18 protein-coding genes are annotated in these 26692 nt (G+C 51.5%); 5 read left to right on the top strand and 13 right to left on the bottom strand.

The features are described from left to right. Positions 1 to 789 (bottom strand): RNA polymerase sigma factor, encoded by a 789-nt coding sequence (locus tag ACX1C1_RS13400; RefSeq protein WP_458952698.1) that lies wholly within the window; start codon positions 787 to 789, stop codon positions 1 to 3. Between the two features lie 193 nt (positions 790 to 982). Here ACX1C1_RS13400 and clpP point away from each other — a divergent pair, with 193 nt between their 5' ends. Then, positions 983 to 1567 (top strand): ATP-dependent Clp endopeptidase proteolytic subunit ClpP, encoded by a 585-nt coding sequence (gene clpP / locus ACX1C1_RS13395; RefSeq protein WP_458952697.1) that lies wholly within the window; start codon positions 983 to 985, stop codon positions 1565 to 1567. Positions 1568 to 1710: 143 nt separating this feature from the next. Beyond that, positions 1711 to 2094, top strand: coding sequence for a hypothetical protein (locus ACX1C1_RS13390; protein ID WP_458952696.1), 384 nt, complete (start codon positions 1711 to 1713; stop codon positions 2092 to 2094). 213 nt (positions 2095 to 2307) lie between these two features. Here the strand turns inward: ACX1C1_RS13390 and ACX1C1_RS13385 are convergent, their stop codons facing one another. From ACX1C1_RS13385 to yicI, 8 genes are all read right to left on the bottom strand, one after another. Further along, positions 2308 to 4029: an ABC transporter substrate-binding protein gene (locus ACX1C1_RS13385; protein WP_458952695.1), complete on the bottom strand. Its 1722-nt coding sequence runs from the start codon at positions 4027 to 4029 to the stop codon at positions 2308 to 2310. Positions 4030 to 4104: 75 nt separating this feature from the next. After that, on the bottom strand, positions 4105 to 4998 hold the full coding sequence (locus ACX1C1_RS13380; protein WP_458952694.1) for a carbohydrate ABC transporter permease: 894 nt from the start codon (positions 4996 to 4998) through the stop codon (positions 4105 to 4107). A 12-nt stretch (positions 4999 to 5010) separates the two neighbouring features. Continuing rightward, positions 5011 to 5901 carry an ABC transporter permease gene (locus ACX1C1_RS13375; protein ID WP_458957673.1) on the bottom strand — a complete coding sequence of 297 codons (891 nt, stop codon included), beginning with the start codon at positions 5899 to 5901 and terminating at the stop codon, positions 5011 to 5013. 284 nt (positions 5902 to 6185) lie between these two features. After that, positions 6186 to 7742: a response regulator gene (locus ACX1C1_RS13370; RefSeq protein ID WP_458952693.1), complete on the bottom strand. Its 1557-nt coding sequence runs from the start codon at positions 7740 to 7742 to the stop codon at positions 6186 to 6188. Continuing rightward, positions 7735 to 9540 (bottom strand): sensor histidine kinase, encoded by a 1806-nt coding sequence (locus tag ACX1C1_RS13365; RefSeq protein WP_458952692.1) that lies wholly within the window; start codon positions 9538 to 9540, stop codon positions 7735 to 7737. Before ACX1C1_RS13365 ends, ACX1C1_RS13370 begins: the two co-directional genes overlap by 8 nt. Before the next feature lie 78 nt (positions 9541 to 9618). Continuing rightward, on the bottom strand, positions 9619 to 12510 hold the full coding sequence (locus ACX1C1_RS13360; protein ID WP_458952691.1) for a glycoside hydrolase family 3 C-terminal domain-containing protein: 2892 nt from the start codon (positions 12508 to 12510) through the stop codon (positions 9619 to 9621). A 43-nt stretch (positions 12511 to 12553) separates the two neighbouring features. Continuing rightward, a complete protein-coding gene (locus ACX1C1_RS13355) occupies positions 12554 to 15079 on the bottom strand; it encodes a glycoside hydrolase family 95 protein (protein WP_458952690.1) in 2526 nt (841 codons plus the stop codon). Positions 15080 to 15435: 356 nt separating this feature from the next. Beyond that, positions 15436 to 17766: an alpha-xylosidase gene (yicI, locus tag ACX1C1_RS13350; RefSeq protein WP_458952689.1), complete on the bottom strand. Its 2331-nt coding sequence runs from the start codon at positions 17764 to 17766 to the stop codon at positions 15436 to 15438. A gap of 134 nt (positions 17767 to 17900) precedes the next feature. Here yicI and ACX1C1_RS13345 point away from each other — a divergent pair, with 134 nt between their 5' ends. Continuing rightward, entirely contained in the window at positions 17901 to 18863 is a 963-nt protein-coding gene (locus ACX1C1_RS13345; RefSeq protein ID WP_458952688.1) for a helix-turn-helix domain-containing protein, read from the top strand. Further along, a complete protein-coding gene (locus tag ACX1C1_RS13340) occupies positions 18864 to 19601 on the top strand; it encodes a class I SAM-dependent methyltransferase (RefSeq protein WP_458952687.1) in 738 nt (245 codons plus the stop codon). It begins immediately after the preceding gene. A 10-nt stretch (positions 19602 to 19611) separates the two neighbouring features. Here the strand turns inward: ACX1C1_RS13340 and ACX1C1_RS13335 are convergent, their stop codons facing one another. Next, the gene (locus tag ACX1C1_RS13335) at positions 19612 to 20490 is read right to left on the bottom strand and encodes a LysR substrate-binding domain-containing protein (RefSeq protein ID WP_458952686.1); all 879 of its coding nucleotides are present in this window, start codon (positions 20488 to 20490) and stop codon (positions 19612 to 19614) included. Positions 20491 to 20613: 123 nt separating this feature from the next. Here ACX1C1_RS13335 and ACX1C1_RS13330 point away from each other — a divergent pair, with 123 nt between their 5' ends. Further along, positions 20614 to 21804 (top strand): MFS transporter, encoded by a 1191-nt coding sequence (locus ACX1C1_RS13330; protein ID WP_458952685.1) that lies wholly within the window; start codon positions 20614 to 20616, stop codon positions 21802 to 21804. Between the two features lie 118 nt (positions 21805 to 21922). Here ACX1C1_RS13330 and htpG read toward each other — a convergent pair whose 3' ends face one another. The 3 genes from htpG to ACX1C1_RS13315 all read right to left on the bottom strand — a co-directional run bounded on the left by htpG (position 21923) and on the right by ACX1C1_RS13315 (position 26678). Beyond that, positions 21923 to 23803 (bottom strand): molecular chaperone HtpG, encoded by a 1881-nt coding sequence (gene htpG / locus ACX1C1_RS13325; protein WP_458952684.1) that lies wholly within the window; start codon positions 23801 to 23803, stop codon positions 21923 to 21925. Between the two features lie 779 nt (positions 23804 to 24582). Then, entirely contained in the window at positions 24583 to 24981 is a 399-nt protein-coding gene (locus ACX1C1_RS13320) for a carboxymuconolactone decarboxylase family protein (protein ID WP_458952683.1), read from the bottom strand. 53 nt (positions 24982 to 25034) lie between these two features. Then, positions 25035 to 26678 (bottom strand): thiamine pyrophosphate-binding protein, encoded by a 1644-nt coding sequence (locus ACX1C1_RS13315; RefSeq protein ID WP_458952682.1) that lies wholly within the window; start codon positions 26676 to 26678, stop codon positions 25035 to 25037. Positions 26679 to 26692 lie beyond the last annotated feature (14 nt).

The raw sequence follows: 26692 nt of genomic DNA, 5'->3' as shown, positions 1-26692 counted from the left end.
TCACGCTGTAAATCCCATAACATATGCTGGATCTATCCCATATACCGCCGAACCATTCGAGTACGAAGCTTGTGGACCAAAGGTCGTCAAGATGGACCGCATCTTGTTATCCTGCATACGATGTCCCACAACAACCAAGCCCTCCATTCCAGCTGGCTGTGATTGAACCAAAACAATCAATTCCTCCGTCCTGCCCTCTACATAGGCATGAAGGATTTGTTGCGCAAGCTCCTCCGCTTGTGCACCCGGCCAGTCTTCGCGCTCATGCTCGGCACGATTCCTCGTACATGCTGCGTGTACATACCCAAGCGCACGCCGCGCTCTAAATAAAGCAGCCTTAACCGCGCCCTCACTCGTTCCAAGCAGCTTCGCCGTTTCTGCGATGGAATAGTCCAGCGCATCACGAAGCATAAATACGGCACGTTGGATCGGGGATAGATAACGGAGCAGTGCGACGATAGCTCGCTCCGCTTCGAACGGTTCGCTGCCTGCGCCAATATCCTCAAGCTCATGCAGCCATTGCATCCGTTCCCGCAGCCCTTTTCTCCGCCGGCATTCATCGATCCACCCGTTTTTGGCTACACGCAGCAGGAACGCCTCCGGGTTGGGATGACTATGCTCCTTAAGACGTCGGAATGTCTTCATCCATGTTTGCTGCGAAAGATCCTCTGCGTCCTGCACGGATCCCGTCAACGATACGCAGTAGCGATACAACACGGGCTGGAGCTGCTCCAATTGCTCTTCCAGACTTTCCGACTTCGGCTCGGCAACGACATTCTTTGATTCCATCTTAACGCCTCCCTCGCTTGCCGGCGTTTCAGCCCCCTGCAAGCTCATATTTTCCTTATTGGGTAAACGAACGGTCGCATGTGAAGGTTACTCGCATTTTTCTTTTATCCTACAACTTTTCAGCGTATCCTTCCAGCACCCTCGAACCGTTTACCCAGCATATACCACACCATTACGCTCAGGAGGTCATGACATGAACATTCCAATTCCATATGTCGTTGAACAAAGCTCACGCGGTGAACGAACGTACGATATTTATTCCCGTTTGCTCAAAGACCGCATCATCTTTGTAGGCTCGGAGATTAACGACGCGGTGGCAAATAGCCTAATCGCACAGCTGTTATTTCTTGCAGCCGAGGATCCCGAGAAGGACATTCATATGTACATCAATAGTCCAGGAGGCTCCGTTACTGCCGGCCTAGCGATCTTCGACACCATGCAATATATCAAACCGGAGATCAGTACGATTTGCACCGGCTTCGCCGCCTCCTTTGGCGCCATATTGCTGCTGGCCGGGCAGAAAGGCAAACGCTTCGCTTTGCCAAACAGCGAAATCATGATTCATCAGCCTCATGGCGGTACTCGCGGACAGGCGAGCGATATCGCGATCACGGCTAAGCACATCCTGAATACGAGAGCAAAGCTTAATCAGATTACATCTGATCGCACGGGGCAGCCGCTAGAGCGAGTGGAGCGCGACATGGATCGGGATTATTTCATGTCCGCCGAAGAAGCGCTTGCGTACGGGATGATCGATAAGATTATTTCGCATCACTGATATTTTAATAGCTGCATGCTAGATTGTAAGGCTCGAATCCTACTCTACCATTATCGTGATATTCACCTGCGGTCAAAAGTACAAGCAAATGCTAGAGTCATACATAGCATATAGTACTTTAACGATTGGAAGGTGATATCCAAATGGCCAAAAATAAATCATTGTACAGCACACCGGCAGAAGGTGTAACGCTTCGTCCAGGCACCAGCAAAGTTCTAACCCAAACTGAGCATCATCACCATCACCACAATCCCGGCATCGACGTCAGCGAATACGCAGCACTTCGCCTGTTCGCGACGAATCGCAGCACATCCGTTTCTTACGTCTACATTGCGCTTCTTAGCACGCAAGACGGACAAACATCCTTCAAGCTAGGGAAAGTGAAGCTGGCTCCGGGGCAATCCTATACGAACACGTACGCTGTACCTGGTGACTACGTGAACATCAAAGCGTACGCAGCTAAAAAATCGGGAAGTTGCCTTGGCGGCACCGACGTCATCGACGTTCAACTGTACGGACACAAATAAGCCTACTGAGATAAGAACCGTCAGAATTAGTCGACAGTCTCTTTTTTCGGATTGCATCCTCCGGCGCGGGCGCGTCGGGCAGTGCAACCCGTTTTTTGAGACTGTCGATTAAACAGTCTCCTTTAACGGATAGCTTATGCGCCCTCCGTAACTCATGTAAGACAAAAAAGAGCCCATAATCGGGCTCTTTTTTGTCTTGATTGGAATGTGATGTTATTTGGACCAAAGCGCTACGCGGTCTTTGACCATTTGGGAGAACTCTTCGTTCAATTTAGCTACGCCTGCATCGTCCAGATCCTTCAGGAAGGCATCGTAGACTTTGTCGAAGTCTTCCGGCTTCGCCAGGATGGCTTCCGGAATACGTTTCTTCATAATGTCTTGTGTCTTCTGGAAAATAACGTTCGCTTGCGAGCCCGTCTCGAACGGCAGCGTCCATGCAGCGCCGTATTTGCGCTCCGGGAACGCGTCATTAGCCGGCCACAGATCTCTGTAAGTCGTCGCGCCGTAAGCCGCGAGCGTCTTCTTGTCCGCTTCGGAATAAGCCGTCACGATTTGCTCCGGGTAGTTCGTCGTGTAGTAGTTGCCGCTAGGATCCTTCACGCCGTCGCCGTAACGCGCGGAGATCAGATAGTTGCCGATGCCTGTCGTTTTCTTGAACGTGTTGTTGTCGTTCGACTTCTTCTCTTGCACGTCGGCGGGAATCACCCGTGTCCCGTTCTCCACATTGTAATGCTTCCCTTCGATGCCCCAGTTCACAAGCACTTGGCCTTCGTCGGAAGCAAGGAAATCCAGGAACTTGATGGCGCGAACAGGGTCCTTGGCGTCCTTCGTGATGCCGATGCCGTAACCGGACAGGTATCCTGTTCCTTGGAAGGAGTGATCTTGGTACGTTTCATCAAGCGTAACCGGGAAACGAGCGTACGTGGAGTCGAATTTGCCTTCCGCTTTCAGCGCGTTTTCAGCGTCCGCGTAATCCCATTGTTGATCGACCAGGCCAAGAACGCGGCCGGAAGCGATTTTGGCTTTGTATTGGTCGTATTTCTGAACGAAGCTCTCAGGGTCCAGTAAGCCAACATTGTTCATGTGGTTCAGCCAACGGAAGTACTCGCGCTCTTCTGGACGTTGGTAATGCATGATCGCTTCGTGCGTCTCTTGGTTGATGAAGAACTCGCCGTCATCCGGCGCGCCCGTTGCGTAGAACGCCGGGTTCGTGACGGAGATAAGGATTTGCCATTCGCCTCCGTTCAGCGACATGCCGATCGTCGGTTGTCCGTCTTCGGTCGTCGGATTTTTTTCGATGTACGCTTTGATCGCGTTTTCGTAGTCTTGAACCGTTTTGATTTCGGGGAAGCCTGCCGCTTCAAGCACTTTGTGCTGCAACTGGAAACCGCCGCCAGCTTCGAAATACGTGTTGCCTACGCCGTCTTGCGGCAAGACGTAAATCGCGTCGTCCTCTTCGCTCCAGCGCAGACGGTTGAAGTATTCGCCGTATACCTTCTGCAGGTTCGGCGCATGTTCTTCGATCAAAGGCCGGAGGTCGATCAGAGCGCCGGCGTCGACGAGCTTGCCCGCGTTTCCTTTCGGCATGACGAGGTCCGGATATTCGTCGCTCGCCACCATCAAGGCGAACATGTCAGCGTCGCTGCCGCCAACGGGGAATTGCTGCTTTAGCGTTACGCCCGTTTTGCCTTGAATTTCTTTGCCGACCTCGCTTTGCATATCATCCCAGTTCGCGTTCACGTCGCCGGACGCCAGACTGATCGTAATCGGCTCGAGCGTTTCTTCGCCAGCGTTTCCGGAATCAGCTCCTTCGGTCGGAGCGGCGCTGCTGCCGCCGTTGCCGTTGTTGCCGCCGTTGTTGCCGGAACATGCCGCAAGGAAGATAAAGATGAGAACGAGCATCGTGCTGAACAGCATTTTGGTTTTCTTTTTCATCTGTGGTATTGCCTCCCTTTTATAATGTGCCTAACTATATAGAACAGGATACCCTGTAACTATCAAAGACTTAAACTAACTCTTCACCGCGCCGAGCGTCATACCTTTGACGAAGTACCGCTGCAAGAACGGATACACCATCAAGATCGGAACGGTGACGACAATCGTAATCGCCATCTTGATCGATTCCGGGGAAACGGAGGCAAGCGCTTGCTGCGCGTTGGGATCGCGGTAATTGTTGCCCGATTGCGTCGACTGGAGAACCTTCATGAGCTCGTATTGCAACGTCGTGTTCTCCGCCTTCATGTTGTTGAAGAGATAGGTGTCGAACCAAGCGTTCCAATGGCCGACCGCCACGAACAAGGCAATCGTCGCAAGCACCGGCTGGCAGAGCGGGAGGATGACCTTCCAGAAGATCGTCCAATCGTTCGCTCCGTCTATCTTGGCCGACTCTTGCAGGGCAATGGGCAGGTTGTCGATATAAGAGCGGACGACGAACACGTTCCAGACACTCAAGATGGCCGGGATGATATACACCTCGAACGTGCCGATCAGCCCCAGATGTCTCATCAGCATGTAGCCCGGGATCAGGCCGCCGGAGAAATACATCGTCATCGCGAAGAGCACGGACATCCATCTTCTAGCCTGGAAGTCGCGGCGGCTCAGCGTGTACGCCATCATGGATGCTGCGAGTACGCCGACGATCGTGCCTATGACCGTCCTCAGAACGGAGTTTTTGAAGCCGGTAAGCAAGCCGTCGAACGCGAATATAGTAGCATAGTTGTCGAGGGTGAATTCCCTCGGGTAGATCGTGATGCCGCCTCGCACGGTGTCGATGGAATTGTTGAATGAGATGGCAAGCACGTTCAGGAACGGATATAACGTGGCGATTGCCGCTATGATCATGACCACGTAGAGGCCGATGTCGAACAATTTGTCGCCGTATCTGCGCCCAGTAATGCTATTCATGCAAAGGCCTCCTTAGATAATCGATTCTTTAGTCACTCGTTTGTAAATATGGTTCGCGGTAAATACTAGGATGATGCTCACGACGGAGTTGAAGATCCCAATGGCCGTGCCGTACGAATACCGGCTGAGATTGATGCCGTAATTCAGCGCGTATAGATCGAGCACCTCCGAGTAATCGCTGACCAGCGGATTGCCGAGCAGGAACTGCTTCTCGAAGCCGATACTGATCAGATGGCCGATCGATAGGATGAACAAGACCATAAACGTTGTGCGAATGCCTGGCAGCGTGATATGCCACATCTTGCGGAAGCGTCCCGCGCCGTCCACCGTCGCCGCTTCGTATTGCTCCTGGTCAATTCCGCTCATTGCAGCCAAGAAGATGATGGAGTTCCAGCCCGTTTCCTTCCAAGCATCGGATGCCGTCACGATGGACCAGAACCACTCGCCTTTGGCCATGAACTGGATCGGACTGTCGATCAGGTTCAGCGCCATTAAGAGCTGATTGACCGCGCCGCCGTCCGTCGACAGCATTTTCGTTACGAGACCCGCCACGACTACCCAGGAAACGAAGTGGGGCAGATACGAAATCGTTTGGATGGAACGCTTGAAGAACTGGTTCTTGATTTCGTTAATGAAGAGGGCGAAAATGATCGGTACCGTAAAGCTAACGATCAGCCCCATAATGCTCATGCCGAGCGTGTTGCGGAGCACGAGATAGAACCGCTCGTCCGAGAACAACTCGACGAAGTTGTCCAGTCCGACCCACTTCTGATTCAGGATCGTGAATCTCGGCTTATAATTCTGGAACGCCATCAGCCATCCCCAGATGGGGACGTAGCTGAACACGATAATCCATGCGACGAACGGGAGCGACATGAGGTACAAGTAGCGGTGCTCGACCATTCTTCCGAGAAAACGCTTACGTTTGTCGGCGGCCGATAAACGGCTCCGTTCCGTAGACGGCATTGTTTTCATCTGCAATCTTCCTCCCTTGCTGACGCCTTCTCGCGATCTGCTGTTGTTTGTTGTACTAATCTTAACGGATAACCCTCTCCTAAAGGCACCAGCCAAATCAGTTATAAAATCATGTCAAAATTCGCTCTGGTATGCTCACATTTATTTGCACAAATGAAATAACCCACCTCGACTGAGACGGGTTATCCGCTTGAACCTCATCATACAAACCTCTACCTCTCCCCAGCTCCTTTGAACGACGAAGGAGAAAGCCCTTTATACTTCTTGAACTTCGCATGGAAGTAGTCTACGTTGGCATAACCTACCCGTTCAGCGACCTGATGCACCTTGTTGCCTTCGCGCAGCATCCGAATCGCCTGCTCGATCCTCACTTTGTCGAGATACGTATTAAACGTTTCGCCAGTATGACTCTTGAACAACTTGCCGAGATAGCCGCTGTTGTAGCCGAACAAGTCCGCAAGCGTCTCCAGCCTGAGCGGTTCGCTGTAATGACGCTCAATAAAGTCCGTTACACGCTTCATGGTACCATTCCCGTCCCTGCCGCCGATCTTCGCAGTCAGGTCAGTCAACCTCGTCTTCACCTCGTCAAGCATCTCGTCGTAATGATGAGCAAGATAAAGACGCGTCACCATATATAGATCGTCCTTCAGCGAGAGCTGCGGGTGGAAGGCGGCGGCTTTGTTCAGCATGAGCGTCAGAAGCTGCGCCCAGCTGCTCTTGAGCGCCTGCTCCGAGTCCCCCATCCGAACCAGCTCCACCGCGAACTCGTCTATCTGCTTAAGCACATCATGGCCATTGCCGAGATCAACGCGGTAAAAAAGAATTTGCGCCATTTCCTCGATAGTCTGCGGTTCGCGTTCAAGCTCATTCGGCTCCGCTGTGCCTCCCGGTTCCATGGCATGATAGATCTGGCCGCTGCCCAGCAGAAAGCGGCGCCTGAGCATTGCTTTGGCATCCGCACTTGCCCCAGGCATTTCTGCCAGCGCTTTCAATGGAGGGCCTGCTGCAGCCGTATAACGGATCCGGCTCCCGCATGTTTCCTCCAGCGACTCCCGAATCGCCTCCATGCCCCCTCGCAGCCATGGGCCGCTCCGAAGCAGTAAGCCTATATACGGCTCGGTTAAGAACACCCAGCCCCTATCCCTCGCTTCGATCAGCTCCGAAAGCTTTTTCTTCGCGACCGTTTTCATTGTAAGCGAGTGCTCCCGGCTATACAGCTCCACGAGCACCAACCTGCTGCCTGCAAGCGCTGTGGAAGAGCCGAATAACTCCGTCACCATTTGCTCGTCTAATCCTCCGTCTTCAGTTACCCTGCCTTCCGCCAAGCTCTGCAGCAATTCTTCTCGCAGCAGCAAAGTGTTCCGTTCGCTGAGCCCGGCTCCCTTGCTCACGCGCAAACCAAGCTCCTTGGCCGAGCGCTCGACGTAGCTTTCCAATTCGTCCTCGTCGATCGGTTTAACGACATATCCGCCAACACCATGAATAATCGCTTGTTTCGCATAATTAAAATCCGCATAACCGCTCAGTATTAGAATGTGGCAGTCGGAGTCGGTCTGCCTTATGCGCTCGATGGCTTCGAGCCCATCCATGACAGGCATTCGGATATCGATCAGAATAAGATCCGGCCGCAACGCGGCGTGTTGTTGGACCGCATCTCTTCCGTTAGACGCCGTACCTACGACCTCGAACCCGTGGCGCTTCCAATCGATCAAAGTCTGCAAGCCTTGACGGATCATTGGTTCGTCGTCGACGATCATCACCTTATGCATACCGTATTCCCCCTGTAGGAATATTGAAAGTAATAAACGTTCCTTCTCCGGGCTCGCTGGTTATCCTCAGCCCGAATTCTTCCCCATAAATCATAACCAGCCGCTGATGAACATTACGCAGACCGATCCTGTATTGCTCTTCTTCTTCCATATCGTCGAGTGATTGCTTGATGTCGGCCATCCGGCTTAGATCGATACCCGCTCCGTTGTCTTTGATTTCAATCCGAATGGACTCTCCCTCCCGGTACACTCGGACGGACACAAATCCGCCTTGCTCAACATGATCAAGCCCATGTACGACCGCGTTCTCGACAAGCGGCTGAATGACGAGCGGTGGCAGCTCCACCGCCGCGCATGATTCATCAACGTCCAGGAGGAACGAGAGTCTCTCGCTTCCATAACGAAACTTCTGAATTTCCAAGTAACAACGCACAACCTCGATTTCGTCCCGAAGCGCAATTCGGCGATTGCCTACCTCGAGATTTTGACGGATCATCTTGCCCAACATCCGAACAACGACCGATATTTCCTTCTGTCCGTTCAAATGCGCTTTCATCCGGATGGATTCCAGCGCGTTGAACAGGAAATGAGGATTAATCTGGCTCGCCATCATCTTAAGCTTAATCTCCCGCTGACGAAGCAGCAGCTGCGCCTTCTGGCTCTCCGAATCTGCGACCTCATCCATCAATCCGCGAATACTGACGACCATGTTGTTGAACTGGCGAGAAAGTAGGCCAAGCTCGTCATTGCCGCTGACCGAGGAGATAACGTTCAGATCACCCATTGCCACTTTATTCAAATCCTTATGCAGGATCAGCATTCGCTTCGAGATCAGGGTGGAAGTCAAATAGATAAGCAACCATGCAACAACAAAGCTGACAAGCATAATGACAAGGCCTAACATGCTGATCCGGTTCGCTCCGCCAACGATACTATCCACCGCGAACACCGACACGATACTCAGCCCATTGCGGCTCGAGGACGGCACCAGCTTCTCGATCACGACACGAGACGGCTTTCCTTTATAGTTGAATTCGTAAGTCCCCTCCGACTTGCCTGCCAGCGGGCTGTCGAAAGTAATGTCGTTAATATTGCTGCCTACGAGCGCACTGTCCTTGGCCGCAACGATATAACCGTTGTCCTCGATGATCATCGTGTCGAACGTTTCTTGACGCATCATGTTTCCAAGAACGTCGGGGTCGATCGTAATAATGAGCACGCCGCTAGTCCGATAGAGCGGAAAGTTCACTTTGCGAACGAGGCTGAGGAACTTCTGATTGCCCTTTGTCTCGTCCTCGACGTACAACCAACGAATGCCGTCCTCTTCGGACGCTTCCTTGAACCACGGCTCGCTCGCCTTCTTCGGCGTCACTCTGATAAACTCCCAATTGTCCAGCATCGTCTTGTTCGTATAATAAAATCGGACATTATGGATTTCGTTATATAACTTGGCGGAGTCGCGGAAGTCGCGATACTCCCGGTATGCCGCAACGACCGAATACGTCGTTTGATATTGCGTGTTCACTACGTTCATGAGCCTAGCGTCGCTGAGCAGATTATCGGAAATTTCCAGCGGCATCCTCACAATATTCGCGATTTGCGATTTGACCCGCTCCACGTTGTTGCCAACCTGCTGCGTAGCTTGATCGAGTACATTCTGGCGAAAGGAAGAAGTTAAAAACACGCCAACAATGAGGATCGGCACAAAGACTACCAAGATAAAGGACATAATCAATTTGTTTTTGATCCGAATATCATTCGTGCGGTTCGCGAGCCGCTTGAAGAAATTCATGAACATTGGCTTCCGTCTCCCCGCCGGCTTCCGGCTATTGATTCCTTCATTCTAGCATACCCTTTGCCTGGCCGCTTACCTCTGTTAGACAAGCTGGAAGCGACTAAGCTTCACATCCCCCGTGAGAATCACACGTAATACGCCAGTGGACTCCTGCTCGCTAACACCCGATAACGGAATCTCGATATCTGTCCACTCTGCGAAGACATTCGTCTCCAGACCGATCCCGCCTATGGCTGCACCATTCTGCGAAGACAGTGTGACGGAGATCGTTCCGCCGCCTCCTCCAATCCATACTCGACCTACGAACATGCGAACATCGAGCATTGTGCTTACATCCACATCTCTGAATTCGATCCAACCGGATGCCCCGGACACCGGCATCATATATGTGCCGCCTTCCTTGCTCTCATCCAGCAGTACATCTTGGTAATCGTCGTAGTTCTCAGCTCTGGTAGCAACGGTCAGCGTTCGGTGAGGAATCGTCGACCCGCCTCGGAGCTTCGTTGACGCGCTGCATCTGATGTCTTGGCTCGAGGCTCCCGCCATAAAGATGTATTGGGCCTTCTCCAATACGAACCGATCTCGCGTGACATCCCACATTGCAAGCTCTTCGCCGCTCACAAGGAATTCGACTCGCGCGCTAGCTCCCGCCGCAATGTTGATTCTACGGAAGGCGATGAGCTTCCTTAATGGACGCTGTACCCGTGAGCCTTCCACTCGAACATATAATTGAACGACCTCGTCTGCATCGATCGCCGACTCGTTGGTCACTACCATCGCAACGCGCACTTGCCCAGCCCATGCCAAATTGCCATCCAGCGGAATCGTTGTTTCGTCAGTCAGCTCTAAATCACCATATACAAAGCTGGCGTAAGACATCCCATAACCGAACGGGTACAAGGGCAACTCGTCGGTATACTGATAAGTCCTTTTGCTCTTCATGATGTCATAGTCCATCATATCCGTGAGCCCGTCCGCAGACGAATACCATGTCATGTTCAAGCGGCCAGCCGGGACTTGGACTCCGAAGAGGATATCGGCAAGCGCATGACCGAGCTCTTGCCCGCCATGAGAAGAGTACAGTATCGCGGGCACTTGCTCAGCGAGTTCGCCAAGCGCAAACGGGTAACTACCGACAATGACTACAATGGTACGCGGATTCGCTTCAAGCGCTGCATGAATCAGAGCCTGCTGCGCCGCAGGGAGCTCCATACCTGGACGATCGACCTCTTCTTTGCCGTTGATAAGCGGATTGTTGCCGACGACAACGATAGTCGAATCCGCTTCACCTGCTGCCTGAGCAGCTTCGGCTAGACCATCGGATACGAGCATCTTGCGAATTCCTCCGGCCCCTATCGCGGCTCCCGCTCCATCTTGCGCAATGGACAACGGGCCGAAGGATTCGGGCACTTCAACACGCTTGCCGTTCCATATCGATAACTCGAATCCCCCTTCTTCTCCATTCACCGACTCCAGACCCACAATTTCTTTGACGAACCAGCCGAATGCCTCGTCCGCATTGGCTGTGAGATGGATATCGTCGCTGCACGACAATAGCTTGCCGTTACTTTCGCTGCGCAGCGTGTGGCTGCCCCAGCCCCAGTCTGTAAGCTCGAATATTGCCGGCTCATCTGTCGCTCCGTCAGCTGTCGATAGCCTTGCCTCCTCAGTATCCAGAACAAGTGGACGACCATCATCGGTATATAACGCTACTCTGTCATTGCCACTGAAATACGAAACCTGCTCTTCGCCGATTGCCTCGCGAACCCCGGCGTATGGCGTGACTTGATAAGGAAGTGTTCCCGAATACCAATCCCTGTACACGACGTCGGCTAACGGACCGATTAGCGCAATCCGCCCTTCCGATTGCCGAGCTAATGGCAGCAGTTTATCTCCATTCGGGAGCAGTTCGTTCTTGAGGAGCACAATCGCCTCCGTTGCCGCCTGACGCGATAAAGCGGCATGCTCAGGCGCATTTAATTTCGATTCCGGCGTATTCGCGTAGGGATTGCTTGCATCTGGATCAAATTCTCCAAGTCTAATACGCACGCCAAACGTATTGCGCAGCGCCTCGTCGAGATCGGCTTCAGCAAGCAAGCCTTCATCCAGCGCTTCCTCTATTGCCTTGCAGCTCTTTTCCTTATCGTCCGTAATACTGTCGATCCCCGCCTTAATGGCACGGGCGACCGCCTCCTTGTAAGTGGCGTAATAACGATGATCGTTGACGATGCCGAGCAAGTCGCCTGCGTCGCTGACGATAAAGCCGTCCATGCCCCACTCTTCTTTCACGACCTTCTTAACATCCTCGAGCAAGATGGTCGGCGTGCCGTTGACCGCATTGTACGAAGTCATCATCGACTTCGCCCCTCCCTTAACGAATGCCGGTTTGAATGCCGCCTGATAGTACTCCTTCATATTCCGTGGGTCGATGCTTGCCGAGCAGCTCCCTCTGTTGATTTCGTTGTTATTGCCGATAAAATGCTTAAGCGTCGCCACCGTCTTATAGATTCTCGGATGATCGCCTTGCAGCCCCTGCACGAGCGCAGCAGTCAGCTCGCCCGTCAGCACAGGATCTTCGCCGTACGCTTCCTCCGTTCTTCCCCAACGGGGATCGCGCTCCATGTCGACCGTCGGCGCCCATAACGTCAGCCCGTTGACCTCGGGATTACGCTGGTAGAACACGCGCGCCTCGTCTCCGATTGCCGACCCGATCGCTTTCATGAGCTCCGGATTCCAGGTGCAACCAAGACCGATCGGCTGCGGGAACGAGGTTGCTTCGCCGAGCCATGCCATACCATGCGCCGCTTCCGTGCCATGTTTGTAAGCTCGGATGCCTAGCCGCTCGATGGCTGGCTGATATTGCACCATGGATTCGATTTTTTCTTCCAGCGTTAATCGAGAAACCAGGTCTGCGGCGCGCTCCTTCGCATCTAACTCTGTATTCATATATGGTAATAGGGTTGATTGATTCATATGATTCGTTCCCCTTTCGTTATTTCCGTCCTTAAGCATTCGTCTAGCGAACAATCGCTCTTATGAAGTACGTTTGTCCTGCTACGGTATCGAGCGTCCCCTTCCAATGGAGCTCGCGACCTTCTTCGGTCATCACCTTGTATTGATCGTCATTGCCGTTGATCTTAATCGTCAGCTTAGAGCCGTAGTTCGAGCGGATCGAAGCGGTCAGTAGCTTCCCGTCGTTCCACGACATGTCGATTACGAATCCCCCTCGAGCGATGAGCCCGCTCACGTTGCCTGCCCGCCAAGCAGATGGCAGCGCTGGGAGCAGCCGCACTGTACCGCCTTGGCTCTGAACCAGCAGCTCCGCGATTCCCGCCGTGCCTCCGAAATTGCCGTCAATTTGGAATGGCGGATGATTGTCGAGCAGATTAGGCAACGTCGATCGGGACAGCAACGTTCGGATAAAGCTGTATGCCCCATCTCCGTCTCCAAGCCGGGCATGCAGGTGAATAAGCCATGCGCAGCTCCAGCCTGTATGGCCGCCGCCGCTGGCGATCCGCTTGCTTATCGTTCGCCGCGCAGCTTCGATAAGCTCTTCCTTCCCTGCACCCGTGAAGGAATCGCCAGGATACAGTCCGTACAAATGCGAGACATGACGATGCCCCGGCTCATATTCGGCCAGTGGCGCTCCCCATTCCTGCAGTGTTCCTTCCGGCGAGATCATCGGCTCGGGCAGCCGAACGACCGCCATCCGGACTTCTTCCAGCAGCTTACGTTCCTCCGCATCCTTCTGTTCGAGGTCGAGAAGCTCTGCGGCTTGCAGCAGATGACCGAACAACTCTCGAATGAGCGAGATGTCCATCTCGGATGATTGCGCCACGCTAGCTGGTATGTCTTCCTCTGTCAAAAACTTGTTTTCCGGCGAAGTTGACGGTATCGTACCCAGCTTACCGTCTTCCATCTCTTGCAGCCAATCGAGACAGAACAGAGCCGCCCCGCGGATAATCGGATAAGCTTCCCGCTCCAGATAGTCGAGGTCGGGGCGGTGGAGAAATCTCTCCCAACAATGCCGTGCGAGCCACGCTCCTCCCATCGGCCAGAAAGCCCAGCTGGGATGACCGCCAGAAGGGCTGGACATCCGCCACAGATCGACGTTGTGATGAGCCGTCCATCCCCTGCAGCCATAATGTATCATCGCCGTCCGCGCCCCAGTCTCGCTAACCTCCCGCACCAGTTGCAGGAGCGGTTCGTGGCATTCGCCGAGATGACATGATTCAGCCGGCCAATAGTTCATTTGAAGGTTAATGTTGGTCGTGTAGTTGCTGTTCCATGGCGGCTGCACATGCTCATTCCAGATTCCCTGCAAATTCGCAGGCTGCGTGCTAGGCCTCGAGCTCGAGATCAACAAATATCGGCCGTAGTGGAAGTATAACGATTCAAGCGCTGTGTCCGCTCCGCCGTTCTTATAATCCGCGAGACGCTCCTTTGTCGAACGGCTTGACATGCCTAGGGCAGTCGCTTGATCTAAGTCCATACCGATTGCCGAATCAGCCGCCAAGCCGGAGCTATCGTCCTCTCCAAGCTGCAACGACATTCTGTGAAATAACGAGCGATAATCTGCGACATGTCGATTAAGTAATTCCTCATAGCGCCTGCTTCTTGTATATCCTAGCGTTGCTTCATTACGCGCTTCTAGCTCCGTTACATCCTGACCCGGCATCTTGTCGAATCCCTTGAAGCTGCTGCATGCGACAAGACGCAGCTCGCAATAACCTGCGTCGATGACATGTATGGCATCGTCATCGTCTATTGAGATCCTGCCGTCTGTATTCACTTCCAGTCTTGCCTGAAACCTGATCCCTCGGCCAGCCTCATATTGTACTGCCCTCGGATGATCGCCGTAACAATTGTCAGCGATGTGCACAGGACACGAGCCTTCTAATCTGATCGTGGCTGCCCCCTCGTCAAGCGGTGCCGCAGACAGCAGTGAAGGATGAGGACTTCTCATTCCAATGCGCAGTAATAACGAACCAGCTGTCGAAGCCTCATAGCGGCTGACGAGCAAGCTGTCTGGTGCGCTAACCCATGTTTCGCGGCGATACTGGACGCCGTCCGCCCTGTAACGGACGTTCGCTATCGCAGAATCAATATCCAGCTCTCTGCGATATTCGGAAATATGGGAGCATTCGATACGCTCTCCCTTCTCCAAGCTTTGCTCGATCCACAAATCACCAAGCGGTTGATACGCCTGTGAGTTGACTCCGAGCATATGATTCCCGATCAGCTCTTCCGCCTCTGAATACTGCCCTTCGACAAGCAGCTTCCGTGCGCGCTGCAGATACCTAATCGCTTCATAGTTGTTCGTATCGCGGGGGAATCCAGACCATAACGTATCTTCATTAAGCTGCAGACGCTCCATTCCGACGCCGCCAAACACCATTGCGCCTAACCGCCCATTGCCAATGGGAAGCGCTTCGTCCCAATTCGCTGCCGGCTCGCCGTACCATAGCTGAAGATCATGTGCAGCGGCATTACCGACAATCCTCTTTTCTAATGCGTCAGCATGCTCGTTATCGTTCAGCATTTGCTACACCTCTTTCGCGCATTCTGCCAGCCATCGATTAACAAACGAATCATTCTCGCGGATATAACCCCTCATATCAATCTGGCAATCAATATTTCCGCATCGACTACACACCTTACTGTCCATCATATCGAAAGCCTTCTTGACATGAAACCGCTTCATTTCCACTCAAAATCATATAGAAATTAGACATTCAAGCACCCTTAATTGGGATTATCATGAATTTGAAGATAAAAAAACGGACAGGAGGAACGTTATCAAACCGATTCGACCCGCCAAATGTGATCAAATCTGCAGTTAACGCCTCATGTCCGTCACACCATGCAGTGACTTCCGAATTATTTTGACCGTTTACTCTATCCGATACAACGAACGACGAAGCTTGTATGTGTGCTGCCAGCCGCAACGTAAACAACACCGCTTGAGACCGTGACATCCGTGCCCTCGACGATCTTCAGTTCACTTGATCCCGCCACCTCGAACGTCAACGGCTTGCCCTCCGTGCTTGTTACCTGCACCGTAATGTCGTTGCCGCTTCTAGTCGCTGAAGCAGTCAGCACCGTCATTCCGGTATTGTCGCAAACAATCGCGGTTGCCGTAGCCCCTTCCGCCAGCGCATACAGCTTCAGCAACACGTCATCCGCATAATCATAATCGGGACGGCTATCATTCGCACCAGTCGCGATCAATGAATTCGGACGGACGAACAACGGGAGACTCATAAAATCATGTGACTCCTTGCGCCATGAACCGCCCTCGACCGTCTCTCCGGTTAGCAGATGCGTCCAGGTCCCCTCCGGCAAATAATACGTCACGCGACCATCTTCACGGAAGATTGGTGCGACAAGCAAGCTGTCGCCGAGCATATATTGACGGTCCAGCAGCTCGGAGGTCGGATCGTCCGGGAACTCCAGCACCATAGCCCGCATGGAAGGCAACCCGAGCTGGGATGCTTGGACGGCGGTACGATACAAATACGGCATAAGCGAACATTTCAGCTTCGTAAAGAACCTAGTAACGTCAACCGCTTCCGTATCGTATGCCCATGGCACCCGGTATGACTTGCTGCCATGCAGTCTGCTATGGCTCGACAGCAGTCCGAAGGCTAACCAGCGCTTGAATACATGGGTAGGCGCGGTATTCTCGAATCCGCCGATATCATGGCTCCAGAAGCCGAAGCCGGATAAACCAAGCGACAAGCCGCCGCGCAGGCTCTCTGCCATCGATTCGTAATCTGCGTTACAATCTCCTCCCCAGTGAACGGGGAACTTCTGTCCACCGGCCGTTGCCGACCGCGCGAATACGGCAGCTTCGCCTTTGCCAAGCTTCTCCACCAGCACATCGAACACCACTTTGTTATAGAGCTGTGTATAGTAATTATGCATCTTGTTCGGGTCGGAGCCGTCATGGTACTCAACATCCGTCGGAATCCGTTCGCCGAAGTCCGTCTTAAAGCTGTCGACACCCATATCAACCAACTCGCGCAGATAGGATGCATACCACTCGCATGCTGCAGGATTCGTAAAGTCGACCAGCGCCATGCCTGGCTGCCACAAATCCCATTGCCATACATCGCCATTCGGTCGTTTAACAAGATAACCGTTCTTCCGTCCCTCCTCGAATAGTCTGGAGCGTTGCGCGATATACGGATTGATCCAGACGCACACCTTCAGCCCTTTCTCCTTGAGCCGCTTCAGCATGCCGACCGGATCAGGGAATACCCGCTCATCCCACTGGAAGTCAGTCCAATGGAATTCTCTCATCCAGAAGCAGTCGAAGTGGAAAACATGCAACGGCAAATCTCGCTCCGCCATCCCGTCTACGAACGACATCACTGTTGCTTCATCGTAGTCGGTCGTAAACGATGTCGTCAGCCAAAGTCCGAACGACCAAGACGGCGGCAGAGCCGGCTTGCCAGTCAGATCCGTATAACGTCCCAGCACTTCCTTCATGCTCGGTCCATCGACAATAAAGTAGCTCAGCGACTCTCCTTCTACGCTGAACTGCACTTTCTTCACCTTCTCAGAAGCGATCTCCAGCGAAACAAGCTCCGGGTGGTTGATAAAGACGCCATACCCTTTGTTAGTCATGTAGAACGGGATATTTTTGTACGACTGCTCGGAGCTAGTGCCTCCATCCTTGTTCCACAGATCAACCACTTGCCCATTCTTGACAAAAGGCGTGAATCGTTCACCGAGTCCATAAACCCATTCGCCTACGCCCAGATCAAGCTCCTCGCGCATATATGTCTTTCCGTCGATACTGGACTTCACGTAAGCCATCGACTTCTGCGTGCTGCCTGTTAATCGTTCGTCTCCACGATAGAAATCCACTTTCCAAGTTGCGCCTTTGCTGATTCGCACTGACAGACCGCCGCTTGTCAGTGTAGCCTCATCCTCATTCTCCTCGATGATGCCGTGACCGGCTTCATTCGTCAATTCGAATACCGGTCCACGTTCCCTTACACCTGCATGATGAATAAGTTTAACGCCAATAACGCCTTCAATCGGAGAATAAAATTGTACAGTCAGCAGCATCGTATCCAGCATGTTGGAACGGGAGAGAATAGGACGTGGCGCCGCATAGGCCGTAAGCTGACCCCCACTTTGTTCGAAGTCATGGGCTTGAACCGCTCCAAGCACCTCGAATCCCGGACGAATCATCCAATTGCCGTCGGTAAATTTCATATATAACACCTTCCTTTTTCCGTAATCAGGTTTTGTTGAATTATCAATTACTTGCAGTATACTGATAAGTAAGTGTTTCATCTAACATAATCATGCCGATTTATAGCATAATTCTGATGCAGGAGGACATCCGAATGACTCAGCAAGAACATCAGCAGAAGCAATCCCTGAAGGAGAACCGGCTGCACGGCACACAGGCCTTTCCTCTTGCCGCTTACTGGATCGGGCCAATCGCGCCCGGCGAGCCTGTGCTCGAGTGTCATTGGCACTCGGAAGCAGAATGGTTCTACGTGCTAGAAGGAGAAGTGCTGTTCCAGGTCGGAACCGACTACTTCCCCGTTGCGGCAGGCGAAGCTGTTTATATCGATGGCGGTGATATCCATGCCGGTCATGCGCTTGGTGATTCACCTTGCTCCTACTGCGCGATCGTTTTTGATACGGAGCTGCTGACAAGCGCTTCCTATGATGCCGTGCAGGAACGTTATATCGTCCCGTTGCAAGACAAAACCCGTACATTTCCGAGGCATATCAAGCCGGGAAATGTGTGGGGAGATGCTGTGCTGCGCTATTTGTCATCCCTTTTTGATGCTTGCTCAGATGAACGTGGCAGCTATGAGATGGCAGCCAAAGGACTGCTATACTTGATGCTCCATGAACTATCCTTCCATGGACAGCTAGTTAACCGCAGGGAACGCGATAGTAACTCGAATCAGCGATTCAAGGTTGAAAGGCTGAAGTCCGTCATTGCATATATGCAGGAGCATTACGGGCGGCAGATTCGAATTGCCGAGTTGGCTGAGCGAATTCCGATGAGCGAGGGGCAGTTCAGCCGTTTCTTCAAAACCATGACGCACCAGACGCCGATCGAATATTTGAATGCTTACCGGATCAAGAAAGCAGCCGAGCTCCTGACACAACCGGATGCCAAGGTTGCCGCGGTCGCAATGGACGTGGGCTTTGACCACATCAGCTACTTCGTCAAAGTATTTCGAAACCGGATGAAATGTACGCCATCAGAGTATCGTAAAAGCTACATGCATGAGGCGGAAGAGGATCGTGCCGCAGAACCTATGGATAATATGAAAGGGAGAATATAAATGAAGCAAAACAAATACGATGAGGTCGATTTTTACGAAGCCTACAGCAATATGGAACGCTCGAAGAAAGGACTCGAGGGTGCTGGAGAATGGCATGTGCTCAAGGGTATGATGCCGGTGCTTGAGCAGAAAAGCGTGCTGGATCTCGGTTGCGGCTACGGTTGGCATTGTTTATACGCTCATTCGCAAGGTGCAAGCGATGTGACCGGTGTTGACATTTCGGAGAAAATGCTGGATCGAGCAGCTTCTCTCGCAAATGGAACAGGCATCACTTACATATGCCAGCCAATTGAGGACGTCACATTCCCCGAATTACGGTTCGATATCGTCATCAGCTCACTTGCCTTTCATTATGTTTTGGATTTCGCAGAAGCCTGTTCGAAGATTTATCGTATTCTAAAACCGGGCGGAAATTTTCTTTTCTCTGTCGAACATCCCGTCTTTACGGCCCGAGCAGAACAAAGCTGGGTTTATGGAGAAAATGGTCAACCTCTCTATTGGCCGGTAGATGACTATCAGTCGGAAGTCATCCGAAATACCTCATTCTTGACTGACAATGTGGTAAAGTATCATCGTACACTCTCTACTTACATGAATACGCTCATTGATGCAGGCTTCCACATCACTGCTGTTCAGGAGCCTTCTCCTGCCGAAGAAATGCTGGAGCTGCCCGGAATGAAGGACGAATTGCGTCGCCCCATGTTCCTCATCATCTCTGTAGTCAAGCCGGGAGGTTGAAAGGATCAGATCAATCACTGAAATGTGAGATTGTTTTCGCCATAAATGCTCTGGCTGCATGTCCCAGATAATGGTCCGCACGGTGTATGATGCACAGATGGCGGACAGGGGCGCCTCCTACAATGCGGATGCAGCGAAACGCTGGATCATGAATACTATCGATCAAAGGAATCGGCTGGACGGTCGCTCCTAAATTGGCCTTCACAAGCTGTAATAGTGACGTGACCGATCCTGTCTCCATCAATGTCCGAATTCTGAAGCCATGTTCCTGAAAGGTATCATCGACAAGCGTCCTCCCAATCGCACCTTCCGGATACATAACCATATCGATCTCAGCAAGCTCGTTAACGTGAATAGAGGTTAACGCCGCCAGTCGATGATGCTCCGACACTACAAGAGCGTACTCTTCTGTGCAGATGGGTATAGTAATCAGGCGGTCATCCCGTTGAGGCATAAGCCCGATCCCGAGATCCGCCTGATTCTCAAGCACAAGCTGGGGAATCTCGATTGACGGTGTCACGCTGAGCTTGATTTGAGGATATTCGGTATGATAATCGATTAACAGCTTCGAGATTCGATAATCGAGATCCGACGGCAGCACAGCGATTGTAGCAGACCCACGCTGAAAGGTACGCAGCTCGCGAATGGAATCTTTGGCATATTGCACACTGCGCATAATGTTATGTCCATACTCCCTCAGCATCGTCCCCGCTTCCGTCAAAGCGATCCTTTTGCCTATTCGATCAAATAACATGACCCCAAGCTCATCCTCCAGCGAACGGATCTGCAAGCTGAGTGTAGGCTGTGAAACGCCTAATTTATCTGCAGCTTTCGTAAAATGTAATTCGTCGCTCACTGCCAAAAAGTAGTCTAATTGACGAAACTCCATACAACTAACCACCAATCATTAGGTTTTCTTATCATTATGATAGTTTTCATTGTATTGATTAATGGTTCATTCCGCAATACACTAGAGCATATTCATGTATTGGATTTCAGGAGGACTTACACCATGCGTAAAACCTATTTTCTGCTTCTCGCTCTTTTTATTGCCTCGCTTAATTTGAGGCCAGCGATAACATCGGTTTCTCCTTTGCTGGAAACGATTCGAGATTCGCTCGGCATTAACGGAACAACCGCAAGTCTGCTTACGTCCATACCTGTCTTGTGTATGGGGCTGTTCGCGCCGACCGCCGTCCTTTGGAGCCGCAAATGGGGACTTGAACGGACCATCCTTTTCGCTATCTGTCTCATCGGTACAGCAACCGCAGCACGTTTCTTCGCCGATACGGCGGTGGTCCTGCTATTTAGCGCATTCGCTGCCGGTGTCGGAATTGCCGTTGCCGGTCCGTTGCTATCCGGCTTTATCAAGAAACATTTTGCCGCCAAGGCTTCCTCAATTGTAGGAATCTATTCGATGGCTCTTGTGCTCGGAGCTACCATCAGCGCAGGACTGTCGGTGCCGCTGCAGCATACATTCGGCAACTCATGGCAAGCTGCATCCGCTGTTTGGGCCATATTCGCACTGATTGCAGTCCCGATCTGGGTTCGCCTATCCAGACGAGAAGACGGCGCACGTCTACACGTAGTATCCGCATCTGGCTCAGCTGTCCCGAGGCTGCCGATTCGTAACAAACGTGCCTGGTTATTAACGTTATACTTCGGCCTAATGGCATTCGAGTTTTATTCGGTCACTGCATGGCTGGCTCCAACATTAGAAAGTATGGGCTATGACACCGGTTTTGCTAGCGGTATGCTGACATTATTCACCTTTATCCAAATTCCAGTCAGTCTGCTCATTCCGTTCTTGATGTCACGATACCCTAAACGGCTCATTTGGCTGCTTTTATGCTCATCGCTTGAGCTAATCGGACTTGCCACGATCGCATTATCCGGCAACCCATGGTTCGCCACGATACTCATCGGCATCGGCGCAGGCGGCTTGTTCCCAATCGCACTGATGCTGCCGATCGAAGAAACATCCAATGCAGAAGACGCGAGCTCCTGGTCGGCCATGAATCAATCCGGCGGTTACGTCATTGGTGCGCTTGGTCCCATCATCGTCGGCTACATGCATGATCTCTCGGGAAGCTTCGCGCCTGCGTTCGGTTGCTTGACTGCGATTGCTGCAGTCCTGATGATTGTCCAGCTGCGAATCGGCAATCGCCAGCCAGAAGCTATCGCTAAGCGCAGTGCTGCTTGACGCTTAATCATGTTGCTCATGCCGAGCAAACAGGGTGAACAACCTAAAACATTCTTAGAAATCAAAAAAACCGCCGAGGCGGTTTTTTGATTACTTATGATGCGATTGGATGTTTGGGTTATACCATAACTTTGCAGATGTCGTTTGTGAACTCAACCGGATCCTGAAGCGGCAAACCTTCGATCAGCAGGGCTTGGTTATAGAGCAGTTGCGTGTACAGGTTGAACTTCTCTTTGTCCGAACCATGTGCATTCTTAAGCGACTGGAATACATCGTGATTCACATTGATTTCAAGCACCTTGTCCGCTTTCACATCTCCGCTGTCCGGCATCATCTTCAGGATTTTCTCCATCTCGATCGAGAGTTCTCCTTCTGCGGATAGGCATACTGGATGGCTTCTCAGACGTTTCGACGCTTTGACCGCTTTAACCTTACCGGAAAGCAGCTCGAGCATGCCGTCGAACAGCTCTTTGTTGGAATTCTCTTCGGATTGGGAAGGCTTGTCCTTCTCTTCCGGCTCGAAGCCTAGATCACCGCTGGAGATAGAACGGAATTCTTTCTCCTTGTAGTTCATGATCATCTTAACAGCGAATTCGTCAATATCGTCTGTCAGGTACAAAATTTCATAACCCTTCTCGAGGACGATCTCGATCTGTGGCAGCTTCTCGATCCGCGCGATGGACTCGCCTGTTGCATAATAAATATAGGCTTGATCCTCCGGCATACGCGACACGTATTCGTCCAGGCTAACCAGTTTGTTTTCCTTGGAGGAGTGGAACAGCAGCAGATCTTGTAGATCGGCTTTGTTCATGCCGTAATCGTTGTATACGCCAAATTTCAGTTGACGGCCGAAAGATTTGTAGAATTTTTCATAATTGTCGCGATCATCCTTCTGCATGCTTTGAAGCAGAGCCTTGATCTTGTTTTTAATATTTTTGGCGATGAGCTTCAGTTGACGATCATGTTGCAACAGCTCACGGGAGATGTTGAGCGATAAGTCTTCGGAATCCACCATACCCTTCACAAAGCTGAAGTAGTCGGGTACAAGATCCGCGCATTTGTCCATAATAAGCACGCCGTTGGAGTAAAGCTCAAGCCCTTTGGCATATTCTTTGGTGTAATAATCGAATGGAGCGCTCTCCGGTACGTACAGAATCGCGTTGTACACAACAGCTCCGTCCGCGCTAATATGAACGTGCTTCAACGGCTTATCGAAGCCGTAACGTTTCTCTGCATAGAAGGCTGCATAATCTTCATCAGTCAGCTCGTTCCTGTTGCGGCGCCAGATCGGCACCATGCTGTTAAGCGTCTGCTCTTCGACCTTCTCCTCTAACTCGCCTTCGCTGCCCTCAACAGGCTGCTGGCTCTTCATATCCATCTTAATCGGATAACGAATGAAGTCCGAATACTTTTTCACGATAGCTTTGAGTCGGTAAGGCTCGAGGAACTCGTCGTACTGCTCGTCCTCCGTATTCTCCTTAATGCGCAGAACGATCTCTGTACCAACTGTGGCTTTCTCTGCGGTTGTAATGGTATAACCATCCGCGCCTTCGGATACCCATTGATAAGCTTGATCGCTGCCCAGTGACTTAGTCGTTACTGTTACTTCGTCCGCAACCATAAACGCGGAGTAGAAACCTACGCCGAACTGGCCAATAATGTTGTGACCGTCCTTCGATTCGTTCTGCTGCTTGAATGCAAGCGAACCGCTCTTCGCAATTACGCCAAGGTTGTTCTCAAGTTCCTCTTGCGTCATACCGATGCCGGTATCTGTCAGCGTAAGTGTACGAGCATCCTTGTCTGCTGTTACCTTGATGTAATAATCCTCTTTATTAAAGACGAGATTCTCGTCCGTCAACGCTTTGTAATAAATTTTGTCAATGGCATCGCTCGCGTTGGAGATCAGCTCCCGTAGGAAAATCTCCTTCTGTGTGTAGATGGAATTAATCATCATCTCTAGCAGTCGCTTGGATTCCGCCTGAAATTGCTTCATAGCCATGAATGCGCTCTCCTCTCGATTATGGAACTGGGACCGACTGGGTCCGACATCGGCTTAGCCGACTCTACTCGTTAGCACTCATATTACTTGAGTGCTAATCCCTCCTTTTATATACCATATTCGCAATTTTGGTGTCAACTCTTTCCTCGAAGCGGCAGCCGTTTTACTTCGTTACTTTTCTGTATACGTGGGGTAAATCGATACTCGCGGATGGGGAGCGGGAGATGATGACAAGAGAATATGGAGAGTATGGATAGTGTGGATAGTGTGGAGAGTAATCAGGAACGAGAGAGACTAATTAATTGAGGGGCGGAGCCGGGGAGGCTGGTGCGGGGACAAGTCCGTTAGTTAGTTCTGGTGCGAGGGCTGGTGCAGGTGCCAACGTACATAAACATTCCTGTATTCCATACATCATTCTAGACATCAAGACCAAGCAAATAGGATCAATCCTGCCTTTTGTACATTAATTTTGTGAGGTAACTCCCCCACCAGCGCTCCTTAGCCAAATATTCCTGTATCGAATACATCAATCTTATCCGATTAGCTACAACTCGAGAAATATTCCTGTATGGCTTACATCAATCACATATAAATCTGGTTGGACATGTCAACCTGACTGATTAGACTGGTAGACTGGTTGTGCAGACACACTTCGAATCCAACAAGTATAGGCTAAGCTCGGCTTGCCCAAGCAACAAAAACATAAAATTCAAAAATAAGCCGCGCTCACGGCGCGGCACTAGCTCCCGAATAGAATTCGGGAGAATTTATTCATCTCGTCATGCCTCGCTCGCAGCAGGCATAATATTCCGTTCTTCGAACACTCGCATTGCGACGAACAAACCGCTGATCGACTTAGGGAATCCTGCGTAAGGCAAACAATTCATAATAGCTTCAATAATTTCATCCGGCGTCAGCCCGGCATTTAAACCTGCGTGAATGTGAAAATCGAGTTGTGCATCAGAACCGCCGGCGATAAGCGCAGCGATCGCCACCAGCGCTCGCTGCTTGAAGTCGAGACCTGGTCTCGAGTAGATCATCCCATACGGGAATGATACGATCATATCCGCGAAGTCTGGGCTGAACTTGCGTACTTTATCCACCGTCACTTGAAGTACATCGGGACTTACCATCTTGCCCAGCATTTCGATTCCTTTGTTATAGGCATGTGTGTCCATTCTGTTCCCCCTGTGTGTCCATCTATAGTGTTACTTCTAGTTCATATGAATAACTAAGCCATACTCAGCAATCGCGTCAGAATCGGAGGAATTTCCAGCGGATCCACCATCACTTCGATCACCGTCGGTCCAGTCGCTTGAAGCGCTAGCTTTACAGCCTCCTGTACATCTCCCGGCCTTGTGCAACGATATGCAGAAGCTCCCATGGACATTGCAAACATACTAACATCCAGCGGTTGCTCGTACACTGCTCCTACGGAACGACCTGTATTATACGACATCCCTTTGTCCACCATATCCAACCTGCCGTTGTTCAGAACGAAGAAGATAACAGGCACGCCGTAATTAACAGCCGTCGCAATTTCGGTTCCTTGCATCAAGATGCAGCCGTCACCAGTAATACAGACCACCGGCCGCTCCGGAGATGCAATCTTGGCGCCGATCGAATACCCAATCGCTGCTCCCATCGCGATAAATACTTCGTCGAAATAAAATGTCCCAGGGACTGGCATCTCTAGATTCTGCACTGCATGGAAGGAATGGCTGCCTGCATCGCCGAACATAAGGGCATTCTCCGGCAGAGAAGCGCGCAGCGCACGGAAGGAATCTCCTGCTTTCATGACCGAACCTTGATAACGATCAACTTCGAGCTTAGGCAGTGTACGCAGCTTGTACTCTTCTGGTCTTGGCTCTGCCCCTGACGACTCGATTACTTGCTGCAAATTCGACTTCAAGTCCCCGAGTACGATCTCGGTATAGACGTCTACCGACTTGCCTGCGAAAGTAATATCATATTCGAATTGCAGCATTTGTTTCGGTTTCATCTCATCCGTAAAACCGGATAGCTGCATGTCGCATAGCTTACTGCCGATTACAATCATCAGATCAATGCCAGAAACCATGTATTCCATCGCGGTTGGAGAACCTCCCAGCCCATAGCCCCCATGATACAAAGGATGCGTAGACGGAAAAGCGCTCTTGCCTCCTGGCGCTGTCACGACCGGAATACGCCAATGCTCCGCGATGGTCCGAATCTCGTCAAAGGCTTTCCCGATGATTGCTCCTTTGCCGATGAACAATACAGGACGTGTTGCTCGATCCAGCATAGCCACTGCTCGATCAACGCTTCGAGCCACGATCGTCGAAGCATAATCCGGCATCGGAACATGGAAATCCTCGATGTCTTCCATTAACACGTCGAACGGCAGACAGAGATGAACAGGCCCTTTCTCTCCATGGAAAGCACGTTCTATGGCGTGTTTGAGATAGAGCGGCAGTAAATCACCGCGTTCCACACGCGCGCTGAACAATGTCACCGGCTCGAACATTTTGACCAGATCCATCCCGAATTGACTGGAGTCCTGACTTAACGCTTTTCCTGTATCCTGCATAGAAGGTTGTCCGGTTATGAATAATACTGGCAGACCAAATTCCTTTGCCTGTCCGGCAGATGTAATCATATTGGTACCGCCTGGCCCTGATGTTGCGATGGCCACACCTAAGGTGCCGCTGCCTAGAGCGTAGCCTGCTGCTTCGAAGCCGCAGCCCGTCTCATGGCGCCCCAGCACATATTGAATGTCTTGACTATCCAATTCCAACATCAGCGGTGAAATCGATTTGCCGGGAATACCGAACACATGCGTAATGCCCCAGCGCTTAAAATGCTCAACAATAATCGAATATACTTTTTTCTTCATCTGATCTCCTTCAT

The organism is Paenibacillus sp. strain BS8-2 (assembly GCF_054483835.1).
The sequence above is the reverse complement of the archived record's forward strand: the minus strand, read 5'-3'. Positions and strand labels throughout refer to the sequence as shown.

Bases quoted from the DNA above. Each gene is read 5' to 3' on its own strand.
- ACX1C1_RS13400 (WP_458952698.1), bottom strand. From the start codon at position 789: ATGGAATCAAAGAATGTCGTTGCCGAGCCGAAGTCGGAAAGTCTGGAA.
- clpP (WP_458952697.1), top strand. From the start codon at position 983: ATGAACATTCCAATTCCATATGTCGTTGAACAAAGCTCACGCGGTGAA.
- ACX1C1_RS13390 (WP_458952696.1), top strand. From the start codon at position 1,711: ATGGCCAAAAATAAATCATTGTACAGCACACCGGCAGAAGGTGTAACG.
- ACX1C1_RS13385 (WP_458952695.1), bottom strand. From the start codon at position 4,029: ATGAAAAAGAAAACCAAAATGCTGTTCAGCACGATGCTCGTTCTCATC.
- ACX1C1_RS13380 (WP_458952694.1), bottom strand. From the start codon at position 4,998: ATGAATAGCATTACTGGGCGCAGATACGGCGACAAATTGTTCGACATC.
- ACX1C1_RS13375 (WP_458957673.1), bottom strand. From the start codon at position 5,901: ATGGTCGAGCACCGCTACTTGTACCTCATGTCGCTCCCGTTCGTCGCA.
- ACX1C1_RS13370 (WP_458952693.1), bottom strand. From the start codon at position 7,742: ATGCATAAGGTGATGATCGTCGACGACGAACCAATGATCCGTCAAGGC.
- ACX1C1_RS13365 (WP_458952692.1), bottom strand. From the start codon at position 9,540: ATGTTCATGAATTTCTTCAAGCGGCTCGCGAACCGCACGAATGATATT.
- ACX1C1_RS13360 (WP_458952691.1), bottom strand. From the start codon at position 12,510: ATGAATCAATCAACCCTATTACCATATATGAATACAGAGTTAGATGCG.
- ACX1C1_RS13355 (WP_458952690.1), bottom strand. From the start codon at position 15,079: ATGCTGAACGATAACGAGCATGCTGACGCATTAGAAAAGAGGATTGTC.
- yicI (WP_458952689.1), bottom strand. From the start codon at position 17,766: ATGAAATTTACCGACGGCAATTGGATGATTCGTCCGGGATTCGAGGTG.
- ACX1C1_RS13345 (WP_458952688.1), top strand. From the start codon at position 17,901: ATGACTCAGCAAGAACATCAGCAGAAGCAATCCCTGAAGGAGAACCGG.
- ACX1C1_RS13340 (WP_458952687.1), top strand. From the start codon at position 18,864: ATGAAGCAAAACAAATACGATGAGGTCGATTTTTACGAAGCCTACAGC.
- ACX1C1_RS13335 (WP_458952686.1), bottom strand. From the start codon at position 20,490: ATGGAGTTTCGTCAATTAGACTACTTTTTGGCAGTGAGCGACGAATTA.
- ACX1C1_RS13330 (WP_458952685.1), top strand. From the start codon at position 20,614: ATGCGTAAAACCTATTTTCTGCTTCTCGCTCTTTTTATTGCCTCGCTT.
- htpG (WP_458952684.1), bottom strand. From the start codon at position 23,803: ATGGCTATGAAGCAATTTCAGGCGGAATCCAAGCGACTGCTAGAGATG.
- ACX1C1_RS13320 (WP_458952683.1), bottom strand. From the start codon at position 24,981: ATGGACACACATGCCTATAACAAAGGAATCGAAATGCTGGGCAAGATG.
- ACX1C1_RS13315 (WP_458952682.1), bottom strand. From the start codon at position 26,678: ATGAAGAAAAAAGTATATTCGATTATTGTTGAGCATTTTAAGCGCTGG.